The organism is Legionella cincinnatiensis (genome assembly GCF_900452415.1).
Taxonomy (GTDB): Bacteria; Pseudomonadota; Gammaproteobacteria; order Legionellales; family Legionellaceae; genus Legionella; species Legionella cincinnatiensis.
Map to the genome: position 1 here is coordinate 3,367,408 of NZ_UGNX01000001.1, position 16,073 is coordinate 3,383,480.

Below are 16,073 nucleotides of genomic sequence, written 5' to 3' on the forward strand. Positions count from 1 at the left end.
AGCAGTGCTTACGCTAACTTTTGCTGATAATGCGGACTACTCGCACTATCAGCAATACGCCATCATTTTCCATAAAAAGCAAATTACAGATTTGCCATCAAAGGTACAAAGTTAGGAAGATTTGGTGAGCCTACTCCAATTGCATCATTCCAAAATTGACTTTCTGGAGCAATGGTTAATGAAGAATCCCATCCCCAAATATCCACATCCCCTTGTTTATTCGGTAAGACAAAAGCTGTGGAAGGAGCTTTTGGATAGGTCGATGGATCAGGAGCAGTTGCCCCATCAATAACTTTAACCGGCGGGACAATGGGATTAAGTGCACGTTTGAACCGTAATATAGAATTCATTTGATATAAATAAGGTGCTGTATGTCCAATACGAGGCTTATTTAATAAGGCGCGTGCTTGATTGACTAAAAGCATTGTAGCAGAAAATAAAGGGCAAGCTAAACTAGTACCACCATTTTGTAGATAAGCTCCATCCAATACCATATTTAGACCTGTGCTTGGATCTCCTAACATCGAGACATCGGGCACTGCACGACAAGGTTGATTACCTCCTGTCCCGCACACAGTATTTACTGCATCATTTATATGGCCATAACCACCCGCATAAAACGAGTTGATCGAACTTTGCCAAGTTGGGGCTTGATAAAATTGGCTAATACCTCCTGTAGTACCTGAAACAAATCCGTCCTTTTTAACATCATAAGTTCCCCAAACATTTTCAAAAGCATAATTGTAGTTGGTATCCACAAACACGGAAGTTGCGCCTACAGCTGTAACGTAAGGAGAGCTTGCTGGGTAATTCACGGTTTTTGCATCCCCTTTATTTTGGCATTTTATTTTCCCATCTGCGCCTTTACGAGGGCTGGTATACGTATTATCACCACAATCTCCGGATGAAAATTGCACACTGATTCCAAATGCAGCGGCAGTTTGTAACGATTGTTCCATTGATGTATTGGGATCAACGCTTGCTGACTCTGAACTAGTCCAACTGTTAGAGATAACGTATGCGTTAGAAAATCCAGCAATAGTGAAGTAATGAGAAATTAAATAACCAATCACATTTTGCAAAGCTACTGCTTGATTATTGTCATCGGTAACAATTAATACCGTATTATTTTCTGGAGCTAAGGTATGAGAAGATTCAATATCCAGAGCAATTTCTCCAGTAAAACCATATTCTCCCGGTCTGGTTGGTGTGCATAAGGTAGTGTATGGTGTGAAATTTTGATTAAGCATTACAAAATTTCGTGATGGGCCAGAAGTAAAAAAAGGCTTTATGCCATTTGCACTAAAATATTGGTTAGCATCACTCAAAATTTGTTGGGGTTGAGTTGCACCACATCCATCCACGATGATTAATGTTTGTCCTTTCCCATCCAGATGAGTGCCATTTACAGGAGGGATATTATTGATGTTATAGGTGTATTGTAACTGCTCCCCAGAAAACCCATGCACCGAAGTTGTAGTGGGAATAGCGCTGGGGATTAATGAATCCCAAATGAATGTTTCATCATGAGCAGTGACACTCATCTGGCTTGATGCATAATTAGGGGAGTAAAGTGGAATATTGTTTAACCCAGTAATCTCAACAACGTATTGAGCAATTTCAGAGGGTAACGAGGGTTTACTCATACTGGCATAAACTGTGTCATGATCATAGAGGTAATAGTTTAGACTTGTATGCAAAGTATTTTCAATTTGCCGCACAGAAGCAGTTACTTGCACACTATGATTGACAAGATCTGCTTGCATACCTTGAGCGATGAAATATTCTTGTAGGGTATGCTCCACCTCTTTAGTCGGTGCATATTGCTCTTCGAAAATATCCTGGGTTAAATAGTGTTGATAGTTAGGGCTATTGGGATCATAAATTTCCTCCACTAATTTATCCAATTGAGTTTTATTTCTTAACTTTAACCACACAATAAATTTTAATTTTTTATGGGCCTCAACTGGTTTTATAAATGTTGCTTTTTGTACTAAAGCAGATCCTGGGCTAGGCAAGCTTACAAGTATGTTGGACTTTTCTGCGTAGGAATGAGTTACCATTAGACTAAATGGTACTAAAGCCAACGAGAGTGATTTTAGCTTTAACATGAATTATCTCCCTATAAACTTAGTTTGCACCTAGCAAAAAAACGCTATTAATCTTGGTGTCTGTTATAAATCCATATAAATCGCCGGTCATTAATGAGTAAACGAAACCATCTTGCGTACCTGCTAACATTGTAGTGCCATCAGCACTCACAAAGAAGCTGTAGACCGTCTGATCCATAAAAGAACTCCAAGGACCATTTGTGGTTAAATCATAAGTATAAACGTATTCACGTGGACCTCTTCCATCGCTATCTGGTGGTATTTGAATTGGTGCAGTATTAGCATAGAGTAACGTATTAACCACAAAAACATCATGTATAGCCTCAACATTCGCAGGGCCAGGAATTTTTGTCCAACTACCCCCATTGACCGATGAGTAATAAACATGCCCCTCATTACTGTCTGTAGTGCCTATATAAATTGTATTATTTGTGACATAGATGCCATTAACAGCAGTTATGGCGTTTGGTAAAGAGCGATTTATCCACGATTTTCTATCGTCCGTAGAATAGAATAAATTGCCATTCTTTGTACCTGCATAAATAGTCGTTTGAATATTTTCAGTAGTCACAAAAACACTTAATACTTCAGAGTCATCTGGAGACTTGCCTTGATCCCAGCCCTCACTACTATTACTATAACGATAAACGTGATGGTCTGCACTTCCTGCATATATATCTGTACTGGTGGCATAAACACTGTTAACCGCGTGCCCAGGTGCCGGAATAGTCCCAGTCCAGGTGAGACCATTATCACTGGAAGAATACACCTGCCCATTCTCTGCTCCACCAAAGATAGTCGCTGCCTGATTAAATGTGACTTCAACGGTATGATTCGCAGTAATACTGTTTAAACTAAAATTTAAACCGCCCCATTGAACAGGGTTACCATCCACATACCATTGATAAACTTGATAACCACTATTAGGTGTCGCTGTAAAAAGCAAGCTACTGTTTGCAACGACAGTTTGTGGTTTACCCGGTGAAATTGTCCCATTTGCTCCTGCGCTTGGGGTAATTACAAAACGTGCATTGCGCACAGTAATATCTAAAGGATTAGTCGGTTGATAGCATTGCAAGGGACTACCTTGTTCACACACAGCTGGACCCCCTTTAATATTACCAACGAGCTGACTACCATCCACAAACAAAGTCAACGTACAATATTGTTGATAGGCCAACGTAAAGGGATTAGAACAGTTTCCTGGCGTGGTCATTTGAGTAACGCCGGGGATGGAATTCATAATTAAAGTTTTTGTTTTTCTTGATTGATTTGTTACTGTATATTGCACATAAGCATATCCAGACTGAGTCAGAGATACATTAGGAGGAAAAGCAGGATTGGGAGTGAATGTCCACACTGGCATTCCCGCTTGAGAAATACTGTTCGTAAAAAAAACTGCTGCACAAAGAAAGAAGCGCAGGATTATGCCTTGCCATTTAGTTTGCATTATCAAGTCCTTTTGTTAATCATTGTTAATTTTGGAAGCTTAATACTATTCCTGAGGGATTTTATTGTTCGTGCTTTCTGCTGCTATTTTGAAAAAAAGCAAGTTCACTTTGGCAAGTATACAGAGATATAATCTCAGCAACAAGAAGCAATGAAGATAAGAAATGTCTTCACAAAAGTATAAAAAAATTAAAGTAAAAATAAGACACATAATAAGAAAATGGAAACTCGAACTGATTTTGAGTTAAATCATGTTACCCACATAGATAAGGATTTCAAAAACAAAGTAATTGAATATTATTCAATATAATTTAGGTTTTAGAGGAGTTAGATGCATCGTGAATCAATATCGTATTTTAATCCAAGCTCCAGATCGAGCAGGTCTTGTATATAAAGCAGCGAAGATATTTTATGAGCATGGACTAAATATCATCACCAATAATGAATTTGTAGATAATGCGAATCGTCAATTTTTTATGCGTACCGTGGTGGCTGGGGAAATTGATGCATCACTTTTATATGACCAATTAATAAATGAAATGCCGCAAGATACCATGGTAATCATTAAACCACCCCATAAAAAAAATATCGTACTTATGGCTACCAAAGAAGCTCATGTTTTAGGTGACATCTTAATTCGTTATCAAGAAGGGCTTCTAGATGCCAATATTCTTGGTATTTTATCGAACCATAATGTTTTATTTCCCTTATGCAGTCATTTTAATATTCCTTATTATCATATAAGTGCTGACAATATCTCCCGGGAAGAACACGAGGCTCAAATAATCCATATCCTCGAGCAATTTGATTCTATTGATTATATTGTATTAGCTAAATACATGCGTATTTTAACACCCAATTTTACCCAACACTATCACGGCAAAATAATCAATATTCATCATTCATTCTTACCTGCTTTTATTGGAGCCAATCCTTACAAACAGGCTTATGATCGCGGCGTTAAAATTATTGGAGCCACCGCCCATTTCGTCAATGAAAATCTGGATGAAGGCCCCATCATTGAGCAAGATGTAATTCATATTGATCACGCTTACGATTGGCAAAGCATGCAACAATATGGCAGAGACGTTGAAAAAGTAGTTTTAGCTCGAGCCTTAAAGCTTGCTTTAGAAGATCGAATATTTGTATATGGCAATAAAACCGTTATCTTTTAAATGTAATCGAGAAGCCTCTATCGTGTAATGGCACTAAGCTAACGTGAGTTTTGGATAAGGATATAATTATAACGAGTCTCTATCACGATCCGTTCGGACTGAGGAAGCGCGTAGCGCTGTCTCGAAGCCTTAGCACGAATTTTCAAGATCTGTGTTAAGGCTTCGAGACGGCATACATGCCTCCTCAGCCCAAACGGGCCGAAATGGAGACTGGATCTAAATAAATTCTTTATCCGAAACTCACGTTAAGTTAACGTAAGTTTGGGTGTCACGACCTAAGAACCCCAAATTTTTTTAATTATTCGAGAAATAGGCCCATTGATAAAACGGTTATTTGTTTGACGGCATTTGGCGGTCCGATGAAATTGGCTGATACCAACATCATCAATTACATCCATGATGATATGAATACGATCCTCATTGCCATGGTTGTATGCTCTATGTAAGCAATTAACCGCAACCAGATAACAAGACCCGTCAGCTGGCATATGAAATGTACCTTCTTCAGTTTCAAACTCACTGCCAGGATTGGTGATCACAGGAATGTGCAATCGAACTTTGTAGGAATTTTCCCATGCATCTCGATGCCAAATAGTGGTTCCGTTCGGCGAAATCCGTGTCCAACGAGCATGATGGGGTTGGAGTCCTAATTTGTAAATAGTCGCGATAATTTCGGCAATATATTCAGTACCTACTTGAGTGGGATTAATATGCATCTTCGGCCACATATAACCAATTTCACGATTGGCTCTTTCATAGTCAAACTTATATTCACCACTCACCTGATCGAAAATGTAGAAGCGCTCTTCTGTTTGTTGAAAACCATCTCGATAATCACCACTTGCACTTAGGATACTCCACCCACCAAACATCTCATTTTGTTGAACCGGATCCAGATGTTTGACGTATTGATTAAAATAATTTTGAATGCGCTTAATATCAAACTTGATGTTTAACTTTTCTGCAATCATTTAGAATAATTCCTCTCGTTGAATACTGCCAAGATAGATTGAATGCTAATATCCATTGAACTCTTTTTTGGTGTTGTCACTGAATCAAGTTGATATTTATTATTGCTCTCTAAAATACAATGATATTATTAATTATTTTACTAAATGTTTTTGTATTGCGCTATATTTTCAAGATAAAAACAATTTATCCTATAAAAATGTACTAAATTAATATTTTGTTAAGTTAATTCAATTACAATTTTCCAGAATAAATTTTAATTAATCTATTCGCCTTGTGATTAGATTAATAATTTTATGAATCATTTTATAGCAAGCTCAGAGATAAATTTTATGAATGATAAAGGCATTAACGAGAAACTAAATAGCATTTCAGAAGGGAGTCAAAAACAAAACCAAGCACAATCTCTATATGATGAGATTGCAACACCTATAGCAGGGACATTAGCAGAAAAATATCTTGTGGAGCATCGCCATATTCCACCAGCATCTTTGGAGCACACCACCTTCAAATATGATGAACAATCCAATAGTCTTGTGACCCCTATTTATGATTCAAGAAATATTTTGACTGGCGTTCAATTGGTTCGCTTAGATGAGCAAGGCCAAAAAGCATCTCCTGGAAACGATGCTAAAACAGTCATTGAAAATAGGCATCATATGGATAAATTTGGCAGAGTTGCCATGGTTCGCCAAGGTACCGATTTGACTCGTATTTATATTGCCGAAGGAGTGGAAACTGCTGCTTCATTATTATCCGTTATTCCCGAAGAGTTTACTGTTGTCGCATCACTTGGGATAAAAGAACTCGCTAGTTCTATTCCTTACATTCGTTCCTCACTTATGCCAGGAGCCCAGGTAGTATGGCTTGCTGATAATGATAAGGGGAATCGCGAGGCCGAACAGCAACTTTCAGAATCAAAAGAACATTTTCTTAAAGCAGGTTTTAAAATCGGCCAAGATTTGTTTCTTGTAGCCCCAATTAAAGAAGGGACAGACTGGAATGATGTGTTGTGTGATCCCTCAACGCCCCTTAAAGAATCTTTTGAGCTGTCGCAACGTGCTTTGGAGACAGAATATAATCACATAGACACAGAATATATTATAGAAACACCATTAGCACTACTCGACCCAGCTCCTTATGAAGATGCTGAAGAGAAAGAAGTCATTGAGAAAAGTTTTTCCGATACAAAACCTGTTCGTGAACATATTATAGAAATGGAAGAGCAGTTATGCCAAATTGAAGACTATAAATCTTTAATAAAAATCCTCGAGAAACTGAATGTTGATCTGGAAAAATTAAGAGCGCAAAAAATTGAACATGCAGGTTCTTTATCAAACGCGGAAAGAAATCTAGGAAAAATAAATCAGATGCTTGATAAGATTCAACAAGTTTTATCTCTTAGTGCTGAAAAAACCTTATCTGCTGAACCAGAAAATCATAAGGAAAAATTAAAGGCAAAAAGCGACGAAAAAGCGTTTGAAGCTCAATTATGCGAGCAAGCAATTAAACAAATTTCAACGCTTACAGGTACTAATCTTGATCATTTACTTAAAGAGAAAACCGCCTTTTCCCAATATTTTGATCAGTTTGATGAAGAGCAGAAAAAAGAGTGTCGCGAAGGAAAATTAGAACGTCATCAGATAAGAAAACTTGTTTTAGAGGTTTCTAAAACTAATACAGCAAAATTAAGCAAAGAAATTGAAACAATTAAAACCGCTCAACTGCAAGAAAATATCGCATCATTTATAAGAAATGTTGAGAATTCGTCTGTAATTTTGCACCAATTAAAAAACACAGTAGCTGAGCGTCAAAAAGAGTTAGAACAAAAAAATGAAAAACTTTCCAATGCATTAGAAGAACTTTATCTAACATCTCTTGACTCCAAAAATGACTTCTTTTGCAATATGACATTACAATGGTGGTATAACAATTTATCTGCATTTAAGTTTTCAAAGCCTATTGTTTATAGTCTAGAACCATTTGGACATGCAGTTGAGTTAGCTCATGTTGAGTTTTTAGCAGAGGAAGAGCCAACAATTGAGGAAACTATAGAACAACTCGCAGATGATATTTTGCAAAGAAGTGGGATTGCTCTACATGAGAAATCTTCTGCTCAAGATGTTTCTTTATATGAGCGCTCCGTCAAAGATTATGCCTATAAATTGGCGATAAGTATGCATCGTTCATTCAGCGTCCATATTCCTCTTGTAGTGCCAAAACAAGAACAGGAATTTGATGGCATTGCCAAACGACGTTTTACAAAGAAAAACCCAGAGGGTGGCGAGGAGCAAACCACAGAAGAATATGTCATTCTTGAGCGCAAAACAAACACCGGAACTCGAAAAGAAGTCATGCAAACAGCGTTCACTCAAGATAAAATTAACTCTAAAATGACGTTCTTTAAGAGAGGGAGTGAGTACGAAAAATTTACTCATGCTCTAAAAAATCGCCACACATTTACTGATGAAGATATTGTCTTATGCAACAAAGATGAACCTAGCAAACAGCTTAAATTATCTGCATGCACGTGGTATGACTTAAGTCCAGATGTAATGGAGCGTATGAACAAAGCAGCTAAAAAGATTTTAGCAGAGGCATTAAATACACGAAACATGGAATTTGTATTTAATCATCCGGGACATGATGTTGGCACAGCAACAAAGAAAAATTATTTTAACTCCAACTTCATGCAAAGAGTAATGTTGAGAGTTTCTAAGCATAATGCAGGATCAGAAGAAGATATTCTCAAGCGTTTACAAGCTTTTTACCAAAGCTGGATAGAGAAATGCGCGCCTACTTCTCAAGCTCCATTAGCTTCTGATCACGGGACAGCAAAAAATTCCGCGTCAGAACAAACCACTGATCGAGCTTATTGTGGATTTTTTACGACTCATCCAGCGAAAGATTCGGTTAAAGCGTCACCAGAACTCAAACCCCATAATTTTTCGGGAGCATAATTACTGGGATCGACGAATTTCCTGAACTCCCAGAGCGTTCCATATACCTCCCCCTGTACCTTAAGGGGAGGTAAATTTTGGAGCATCAAGAGCATTTTTCAAAGTAGTCTCCAAAAATTCTTCGAGTATTTTTTTTGCTTCCACAGGAGAATCAATGCCCAAAGAATTACTGAAACCAAGTCCTTTACCAAAACTGGCATTGTGGATTAAATATTGGCTCTTTTCTAAGTACTTTGTGGCATTATCACAAGAAGCGATTGCCGATTGTAAGGCCCGACGAAATGCAGACATACTCTCCTGATCTTTTGCCCATAATGCATATTGATAAAATGCTTCGGCTAAAAGCATATAGGCATAACTTCCATAAGTTTTTAAAAGGGATTTAGAGTTTGAATTTTTAATCGCTTCCATGAGCAATGTTTTGGCATCTTCACCGTCTTCGAATTGTCCATGAGCAACTTTGTTGTATAAAAAGATATTATATCGTTGTACCGCATGAACTGAATTAAAGCGCATTGCTTCTTTTAATAAACGCAGTTCACTGCTTGAAAACCCATCAGGCAATGTAGCTCTTATCTGTTGAGAAAGATAAAATAAATACGTTCCTCGAAGTATCTCAAAGTTATCAATATTAGAACACTCGTAAAAAGCTACCTGTTTTTCTTCCATCAAAGAAACAATCAATCCAAGCTCAGAATAAAGTGTACTCCATAATTTATTATAACTATCCTTTTTACACATACTGGCAAAATCAGGGCTTGCATGAGCCATTTTAGTAATAAAACCAATATCGGCTACAGATTTTTTAGTAGAGAAAAACTTTGGCTCATCGAATGTACCCTCTTTAATACTCTTAAGAGTCATCTCCTCTAAAAAGTTCAGGCGTAAAAAATCACTTAAAGTGAGAGGGGTAAAAATATCTTTTTGTGCATGACTCATATTATCTTTTTGACTAAAAACTATACATGATGTAGTTTATCAGCATTATATGGGGAAATCAATTTCATATAATCTGGGAAACAAGTAATTAAGGGTGCAATGAAAAAAAGAATTTCTTCACTAATCTTAATCAATCAAACTCAATATATTTACTTTAAACTGACTAAAAGCACGGCTGTTGATTACGCAAAATATAATATTAACGTCAGTTATGAATAAAGATATAATTATAACGAGTATCTATCACGACCCGTTCGAGCTGAGGAAGCGTTTACGCCGTCTCGAAGCCTTGGCATCGGGGTCGAAAGTACCTGCCAAGGCTTCGAGACGGCGCTGGTGCGCCTCCTCAGCCCGAACGGGTCGAAGGAATAACCCGATCTCTTATCCATAATTGACGTTATTAGAGTCAATTGTGTATGCCCAGGAGCCATTGAAACATCTTATACCATCCTGCTGTAAGTGCTTACTTAGCTAAATCCGGAATTCCCAAGGAAAAAATTTATGAATCATTAAAATCGGCTCAACCCATGTCACATGTAGGTAGCGCAACCGAAGTTGCCAATCTTGTTGAATTTTTACTTTCGGAAAAATCTTCATTTATCACCGGTTCATTATTCAGTATCGATGGGGGGTTTGTAAATTAGGATCTGTTGACAATTAGGCTCTCCTGTCTATGTGTTGGAGATAAAATGAATTGTCAATAGCTCCTATTCCTTAAGTGTATCCTCTTAATCCCTATGATTAAGTAGAGCCCGCTGCTTATTGATGATTAGTTACTGTTATCACTTTAATAGTGTGAAATAAACTCAAAAAATCATTCTTAATAATTTCTTAATCTTATTCCAATACAATAGTGAGCAATTATTATTCTTTTTGTTTTATTTTAATCAAGAGATTTATATGAAAAGAAAACATGAATTAAGCAAGTATGAGCAACACTATTACAAAGAAGTCAGTAAAAAAGTTGTTCCGATAGAAGATGAAAAGGAGCAAAGAAAAATTGATACGTTTATGGAAAAACATTCAACAACTCCCTCGCGAACATCGCGAGAATCAGGTTATTCAGCGTATCTATTTAAGGGAAAAAAAATTGAAGTAAATTCGTCCATGGTTAAAAAACGGAAGATTGATGAAGATCATCTTCTCATTACGAGAGTCCAAAAAGCACCTACTTTACCCGTCTCTTGTTTAGCCTCAACAGAACATGTAATCGCGATGCAAGATGATGTTGACGATTTTAAATCAGAACTTGAACCACAAACAAAACAGAATGTGATGTATCTGCTCCTATTAAGATGTCATGCTAAAAAAGTTAAGGTCCAAAGCGAAAAAAAAGCAATCTTAAATCTGTTGCACGAATATGATGACACGTTAAATAAGAACAATGTCAATATTCTTTATAATAAAGACAAAGCTGTATTTGAAATTAGAGTAAGCACTCAAGTTGCTGATATTCAATTACTTATTCGTGCATTGACCAGCAAAAAAAGATACAGCATCATTAATTGTGATTTTGAAGATATAGGTTTAAATCAAGGTGTATGTTTGGTGAAAAAAGATGCCTCCAATCCAATTCATGCCTTGGTTAATATCGCAAACTCTGATTCGGAAAAAGGATTTCTTGAGCGAGATGCCGGTACCACAACAGGACTTTATACAACGAGTTATCAAGATCGAAATTGGACATTTAATTTCTTTACCAGCTTGGAAAATATGCGAGAAAAAACTGAGTATCCAGAAGACACTTTTGCGATAAAAATTCTTAATACCAACTAAATGCTCTAGAACCTTTTCTCAAACTTTTTGAGAAAAGGTTTGCGCTTTTGCTTCCAGTATATTTCTTAGAAATTAGACTGCATAATTGTATCATTAATTTGATTTTTAATTTGATTCCATTGTTTAAATATCTGCTGTTGTAGGAATGGATTGTTTTGAATTTCTAATTCTTTAGCATTCTCTTTAGTATAAAGAACATTCAATACCAGTACATCATTACGATCCGCGAACGCTTTATTCATAGAGAGATTATTTCTTTTTGCATCATCAACAAAAATAATGGTTTTAATCTCTGTTTTTATTTTGGATAAAACACACAGTAGTGCTTGCCCTTTATCTTCTCCGTCAAGAAACATAATACCTCGTTGATAAATAACTTCTTTGCTAAATTGCGGACAATGAAGATTACCGGCAAGTGATGTTTTATTGTTTTTAAATTTCAATCCTTTTTCTTGGAACAAAAGTTTATCACCCATCATGAAATTATTGTCTTTAAGTTGCATCATTGTCGCACTTAAATGCTCTTTGCCACGAGCCGTTAATCCCATAATACTGGCACCTTGATCTGTTGCATTCTTAATAAAAGGCAATACATATTGATCAGTCACCTCCATTTTGATTAATTGAAATAAGATATTTTGAATACGCACCAATTGTTGATAGTCAGTAGTAAATAATTTATCGGAATCCTTTCCAGTTTTTTGTAATTCAGACTGCCAGTCCCACCAACCCACACTGCCTAAGGGTTGAGTCATGGTAATTAAGGTATCATCTAAATCAAAAACCATTAAGGTTGATTTGGGATCGCTTCGCACTTCCTCATATAAAGTTGTAAGATCTGCAAAACTCTCCATCTCATAATTAATTACTTTAGCAAATATAGGGTTAATGAATAATGAACAAATTAAAAATAAAATAAAACGCATTATCGCTCCTTGAAGTTGTAGGTAAGGAGTTAATGGTATAGATTAGCTAATTAATTGATTAGATAGAAAAATCAAAACATATTGTTCATTATGACAAACAATCAATTGAATCTTAATGATTTAGCAATTTTTGCTTTGGTAGTAAAAAATCAAAGTTTTACTCAAGCAGCACTGGAGGCTGGTATCTCCAAAGCTTGGGTCAGTCAAAAGATTTCCCAACTGGAAAGTATTCTTGGAATTAAGCTACTCCAAAGAACTACTCGATCGTTAAGTCTCACTGTAGGGGGGAAAATTTTATTTGAACATTGTCAAACCATGTTAAATGAAGTTGTACATGCGGAAAATCATTTACGGGAGTATGCGAAAGCCCCTTCTGGAAAACTAGTCATTACGTGTCCTGAGATCACGGGTATCGAATTATTACCAACGCTATTAAGTGAGTTTAACTCGCTTTACCCACAAATAAAAACTCGCCTAATAATTACAGATCAACTCATGGATTTAACCCAACATGGAATTGATTTTGCCTTCAGAACAGGAAAGCTCGCTGATTCAACACTTGTATCCCGCTACATTGGCAAAGTACCTCGTTGTCTCGTTGCTTCTCCCGCATACTTATCCAGTCATGCGCCCATTAAAAATCCTGGAGATCTAAAGGAACATGCTTTGTTAAAGCATAGTTCTCTGGGTGATTGGCCCTTAAAAAGTGGAGAGAAAATCTTTAAAATTCATATTAAAAATGCAGTGATTGAAAGTAGCTCTTTAATTTTTTTATATAAAATGGCTTGTCTTGATCGAGGCATTGCCTTTCTTCCCTATTACTTATGTTCTGATGCGCTAAAAAATAATTTTCTAATCAAGGTATTGCCAGAGTGGTCAAACACGGATAATCAGTATTATCTGATTTATCATAAAGACAAAACTGCTCTTTATATAAACCAATTATTTAAAGAATTTATATTGAGTTCTGATTTAAAAAATAGGATTTCTCAATAGAAGTTGTGAAACTTACAGTTCCATAGGCTATTCAATTCAAATTGCCCCCTTTACTATTTTTTTTCAAAAATAGACAAAACTCTATAAAAAATATTATGATCAGTGTGAATACATTTAAAACAATAATAACGACGTTCCAGGAGTAAAAGATGAAGTTTTTTGGTAGATCAAAAAATAAAAAAGTTTATAACAACCTCGAAGATAAAGCACAAAAACAAGAAGTTCATCATGAAGATACTTCTCTTAAACAAATTGACGCCCAATTAAAACAATTAAAAAAACAAAGAAAAAGACTAACTTCACCCAATATTGCTCAAGTTTGCGGAGGCGTCCTTTACATGGGGGTCCCAGTGGGAATACCTCCTGCCTATTTTGCTCCCAATAATAGCAATAATAGAGAAATTGCGTCATTAGATAGACAGATTGATCAATTAGAAGAGACTAGATACAGAATGACTCATCCAAGCAGCAAGAATACGCTATAGTACTTTTCTATTCCAACAAGGTGAGTATTGACTCACCACCACTGCCATTGACTTAAGGAATTTGTAGTCATCCTCGCACAAGCGGGGATCCATATTGATGACCAATGCTCCTCTGGAAATATATTTCCGCTTACGAAAACGAAAAACCTTTAAGCAGCTAGACTATTACTCGATTCAAAACGAATACTTTTGTGTGCCCTCTAACCATGAACACAAAACATCTGCATACAACCTTGGCTGTTCTAAGTGAGGATTATGTGATGCATCCTGGATAATTGCCAATTGAGCATTATCCATTAATTCTGTATATTTTTTACAGGAAGTCGGTGAAATAAAATCATGCTGCCCAACGGTAATTAAGGTTCTCACCTTAAATTCTGATAAACAGGACAATCGTTCGTACTCTTTTAAATTTCCCGTTATTAAAAAATCATTACATCCCCACATATGATCTCGTAATTGAGTATTGGTATTCACCGAAGACTCGAACATTTCATCTGGCCAAATCGGCAAACGGCATAAATGATGCTCGGCAAAATACGCCGTTGCTTCCATCAACTCCAGTGTATTGGTTTTATTCTGTTCAATTGCTAATCTAAAAGCAGTTTGGATATGCTCAGGAAAAGTGGCAAGCAATTCATGCATGAAGGCTAAATAAGCGTTGACACTCAACACCGGTGACGCCAACACAAGATTGACAAGCTTATCAGGATAAGCTAATGCATAATCAAAAGCATACATGGTCCCTGCTGAATGTGCATAAAGATTAAATTGCTGAAGTCCCAAATGTTGTCTTAATTTTTCGATTTCATCTACGAAACGCTCTAATTGCCACCATTGCGGATTATTCGTTTTAGCAGACAAACCACAATCCAGCTGATCATAAAAAATAACCGGCCTCTCGGGAAGAAACGATGCTACGGAGGCTAAGTAATTATGTGGAGTTCCAGGTCCCCCATGAACCACAATCAGCGGCAAGCCTTCTGCGTGCTCATTGGCAATTGTATAAGTAATAGTTCCGCCAATGACAGAGCATTGAGCGGAAGAGCAATATTCATTTAGAATCACGCAGGAACTTCCTCCGAAGGTTGATTCTCATTTAACCAACTTAAAGCAAACAAGCTCGCGATGATCACACCAAAGAAAACAGACAACGCTAACATCAAGGGCTGTCCATTATACAAATAACCGGTGATCGCCGTAGACACAGAAACCAACAAAGCCCTAGATCCCATGATCAAGGAAGAAGCAGGACCTTGTAATACGGGGAATAGAGACAAAGAATTGGAAAAGATAATCGGATAACAAGCGGCAAAACCGATCCCAAATAAAGACATAAGTAAAGTGGTCCAATAAGCGGAGCTTATACCTTCGATACTTAATACCACAAAAGCCAATATACTGATAAAACTCAAAGCAACACCATATTTTACAGTTTTATTTGGGCCAAATAGGGGAATAATTTTACTGGCATACATACTGGTTATGGCAAAAGAAGCGACAATAATTGCTTGGTGTACCACAAAAGTTAAAATAGTTAAGCCAAATGTTTCAATGTATAAAAAAGCACTCCCAACTATATAAGACATATATGCAGCAAATAATAAGCTAGGAACCATAGATGCGGTAATAAATTGGGTACTGGTGAGTAATTGCTTATAATCGCCAAGCATTTTTTTGGTGTTAAAACGATCTAATTGCGTCTTTGATTCTGGTAATAAAAACACTAATAAAACCCAAACGAATACACTAAACATTGCTACAGTGCCATAATTACCTCGCCAACCAATCGCTTGATTAATTACTCCTCCCAATAAAGGTGCACAAGCCATAATGATTGATAATGCGGCATTCATCATGCCGATGAGTTTCATCGCTTTTTCACCTTGGTATAAATCAGCAATCATAGTGAATACTAAAACTACTGAAGTACTTGCGCCAATACCCTGGATAAATCGAGACATTAAAAGAAAATCAATGCTTGGCGCATAAAAACAACCCACTGCACCTATTGATAAAATCGCATTGCCAAACAACATCATCTTTCTTCGCCCAAAACTATCCGACAAAGGACCATAGAGCAAAGCCCCAAGAAAATAGCCTAAAAAATTATAGGTAATTGTTGCTTGAATAACGCTTTCAGAAACATTAAAAAACTGCGCAATCTGTGGAAATCCAGGCACTGAAATATCTACTTCAGCACAAGTACTAATTAACGACAGCAAAAATAACCATGGTAAAAATCGATTTTGCATTATTACTCCTTCAAAATGATGGTTCTATAAGG

General features: G+C 36.7%; 13 protein-coding genes. 6 read left to right on the plus strand and 7 right to left on the minus strand.

Going from position 1 to position 16,073, the window contains the following annotated elements; genetic code table 11:
- Positions 1 to 83: 83 nt before the first annotated feature.
- Both DYH34_RS14970 and DYH34_RS14975 read right to left on the minus strand, forming a co-directional pair.
- The gene (locus DYH34_RS14970) at positions 84 to 2,111 is read right to left on the minus strand and encodes a S53 family peptidase (RefSeq protein WP_058464967.1); all 2,028 of its coding nucleotides are present in this window, start codon (positions 2,109 to 2,111) and stop codon (positions 84 to 86) included.
- 19 nt (positions 2,112 to 2,130) lie between these two features.
- A complete protein-coding gene (locus DYH34_RS14975) occupies positions 2,131 to 3,561 on the minus strand; it encodes an InlB B-repeat-containing protein (RefSeq protein ID WP_058464966.1) in 1,431 nt (476 codons plus the stop codon).
- A gap of 337 nt (positions 3,562 to 3,898) precedes the next feature.
- Here DYH34_RS14975 and purU point away from each other — a divergent pair, with 337 nt between their 5' ends.
- Positions 3,899 to 4,735: a formyltetrahydrofolate deformylase gene (gene purU / locus DYH34_RS14980; RefSeq protein WP_058464965.1), complete on the plus strand. Its 837-nt coding sequence runs from the start codon at positions 3,899 to 3,901 to the stop codon at positions 4,733 to 4,735.
- A 275-nt stretch (positions 4,736 to 5,010) separates the two neighbouring features.
- Here the strand turns inward: purU and DYH34_RS14985 are convergent, their stop codons facing one another.
- Positions 5,011 to 5,706: an aspartyl/asparaginyl beta-hydroxylase domain-containing protein gene (locus DYH34_RS14985; RefSeq protein WP_058464964.1), complete on the minus strand. Its 696-nt coding sequence runs from the start codon at positions 5,704 to 5,706 to the stop codon at positions 5,011 to 5,013.
- Positions 5,707 to 6,036: 330 nt separating this feature from the next.
- Here DYH34_RS14985 and DYH34_RS14990 point away from each other — a divergent pair, with 330 nt between their 5' ends.
- Complete coding sequence (locus DYH34_RS14990; protein ID WP_162263059.1) at positions 6,037 to 8,664, plus strand: toprim domain-containing protein; 2,628 nt, start codon at positions 6,037 to 6,039, stop codon at positions 8,662 to 8,664.
- 60 nt (positions 8,665 to 8,724) lie between these two features.
- Here the strand turns inward: DYH34_RS14990 and DYH34_RS14995 are convergent, their stop codons facing one another.
- Positions 8,725 to 9,603 carry a DUF5630 domain-containing protein gene (locus tag DYH34_RS14995; protein ID WP_058464962.1) on the minus strand — a complete coding sequence of 293 codons (879 nt, stop codon included), beginning with the start codon at positions 9,601 to 9,603 and terminating at the stop codon, positions 8,725 to 8,727.
- A gap of 497 nt (positions 9,604 to 10,100) precedes the next feature.
- Between DYH34_RS14995 and DYH34_RS18460 the strand changes: the two genes are divergently transcribed.
- Both DYH34_RS18460 and DYH34_RS15005 read left to right on the plus strand, forming a co-directional pair.
- Entirely contained in the window at positions 10,101 to 10,247 is a 147-nt protein-coding gene (locus DYH34_RS18460) for an SDR family oxidoreductase (protein ID WP_342353102.1), read from the plus strand.
- A gap of 256 nt (positions 10,248 to 10,503) precedes the next feature.
- Entirely contained in the window at positions 10,504 to 11,379 is an 876-nt protein-coding gene (locus DYH34_RS15005) for a hypothetical protein (protein WP_058464961.1), read from the plus strand.
- A 65-nt stretch (positions 11,380 to 11,444) separates the two neighbouring features.
- Here the strand turns inward: DYH34_RS15005 and DYH34_RS15010 are convergent, their stop codons facing one another.
- Positions 11,445 to 12,305, minus strand: a complete 861-nt coding sequence (locus DYH34_RS15010; protein WP_058464960.1) for a DUF2608 domain-containing protein — start codon at positions 12,303 to 12,305, stop codon at positions 11,445 to 11,447.
- Between the two features lie 90 nt (positions 12,306 to 12,395).
- Here DYH34_RS15010 and DYH34_RS15015 point away from each other — a divergent pair, with 90 nt between their 5' ends.
- Together DYH34_RS15015 and DYH34_RS15020 are read left to right on the plus strand one after the other, a co-directional pair.
- Positions 12,396 to 13,301: a LysR family transcriptional regulator gene (locus DYH34_RS15015; protein ID WP_058464959.1), complete on the plus strand. Its 906-nt coding sequence runs from the start codon at positions 12,396 to 12,398 to the stop codon at positions 13,299 to 13,301.
- Positions 13,302 to 13,450: 149 nt separating this feature from the next.
- The gene (locus DYH34_RS15020; protein ID WP_058464958.1) at positions 13,451 to 13,786 is read left to right on the plus strand and encodes a hypothetical protein; all 336 of its coding nucleotides are present in this window, start codon (positions 13,451 to 13,453) and stop codon (positions 13,784 to 13,786) included.
- A gap of 174 nt (positions 13,787 to 13,960) precedes the next feature.
- Here DYH34_RS15020 and DYH34_RS15025 read toward each other — a convergent pair whose 3' ends face one another.
- Together DYH34_RS15025 and DYH34_RS15030 are read right to left on the minus strand one after the other, a co-directional pair.
- Positions 13,961 to 14,854: a proline iminopeptidase-family hydrolase gene (locus DYH34_RS15025; RefSeq protein ID WP_058464957.1), complete on the minus strand. Its 894-nt coding sequence runs from the start codon at positions 14,852 to 14,854 to the stop codon at positions 13,961 to 13,963.
- On the minus strand, positions 14,851 to 16,041 hold the full coding sequence (locus tag DYH34_RS15030) for a multidrug effflux MFS transporter (protein ID WP_058464956.1): 1,191 nt from the start codon (positions 16,039 to 16,041) through the stop codon (positions 14,851 to 14,853). The genes DYH34_RS15025 and DYH34_RS15030 overlap by 4 nt, the downstream gene beginning before the upstream one ends.
- Between the last annotated feature and the right edge of the window lie 32 nt (positions 16,042 to 16,073).

Excerpts from the sequence above, each read along its gene's own strand:
- DYH34_RS14970 (WP_058464967.1), bottom strand. The coding sequence starts at position 2,111 with ATGTTAAAGCTAAAATCACTCTCGTTGGCTTTAGTACCATTTAGTCTA.
- DYH34_RS14975 (WP_058464966.1), bottom strand. The coding sequence starts at position 3,561 with ATGCAAACTAAATGGCAAGGCATAATCCTGCGCTTCTTTCTTTGTGCA.
- DYH34_RS14985 (WP_058464964.1), bottom strand. The coding sequence starts at position 5,706 with ATGATTGCAGAAAAGTTAAACATCAAGTTTGATATTAAGCGCATTCAA.
- DYH34_RS14990 (WP_162263059.1), top strand. The coding sequence starts at position 6,037 with ATGAATGATAAAGGCATTAACGAGAAACTAAATAGCATTTCAGAAGGG.
- DYH34_RS14995 (WP_058464962.1), bottom strand. The coding sequence starts at position 9,603 with ATGAGTCATGCACAAAAAGATATTTTTACCCCTCTCACTTTAAGTGAT.
- DYH34_RS15005 (WP_058464961.1), top strand. The coding sequence starts at position 10,504 with ATGAAAAGAAAACATGAATTAAGCAAGTATGAGCAACACTATTACAAA.
- DYH34_RS15010 (WP_058464960.1), bottom strand. The coding sequence starts at position 12,305 with ATGCGTTTTATTTTATTTTTAATTTGTTCATTATTCATTAACCCTATA.
- DYH34_RS15015 (WP_058464959.1), top strand. The coding sequence starts at position 12,396 with ATGACAAACAATCAATTGAATCTTAATGATTTAGCAATTTTTGCTTTG.
- DYH34_RS15020 (WP_058464958.1), top strand. The coding sequence starts at position 13,451 with ATGAAGTTTTTTGGTAGATCAAAAAATAAAAAAGTTTATAACAACCTC.
- DYH34_RS15030 (WP_058464956.1), bottom strand. The coding sequence starts at position 16,041 with ATGCAAAATCGATTTTTACCATGGTTATTTTTGCTGTCGTTAATTAGT.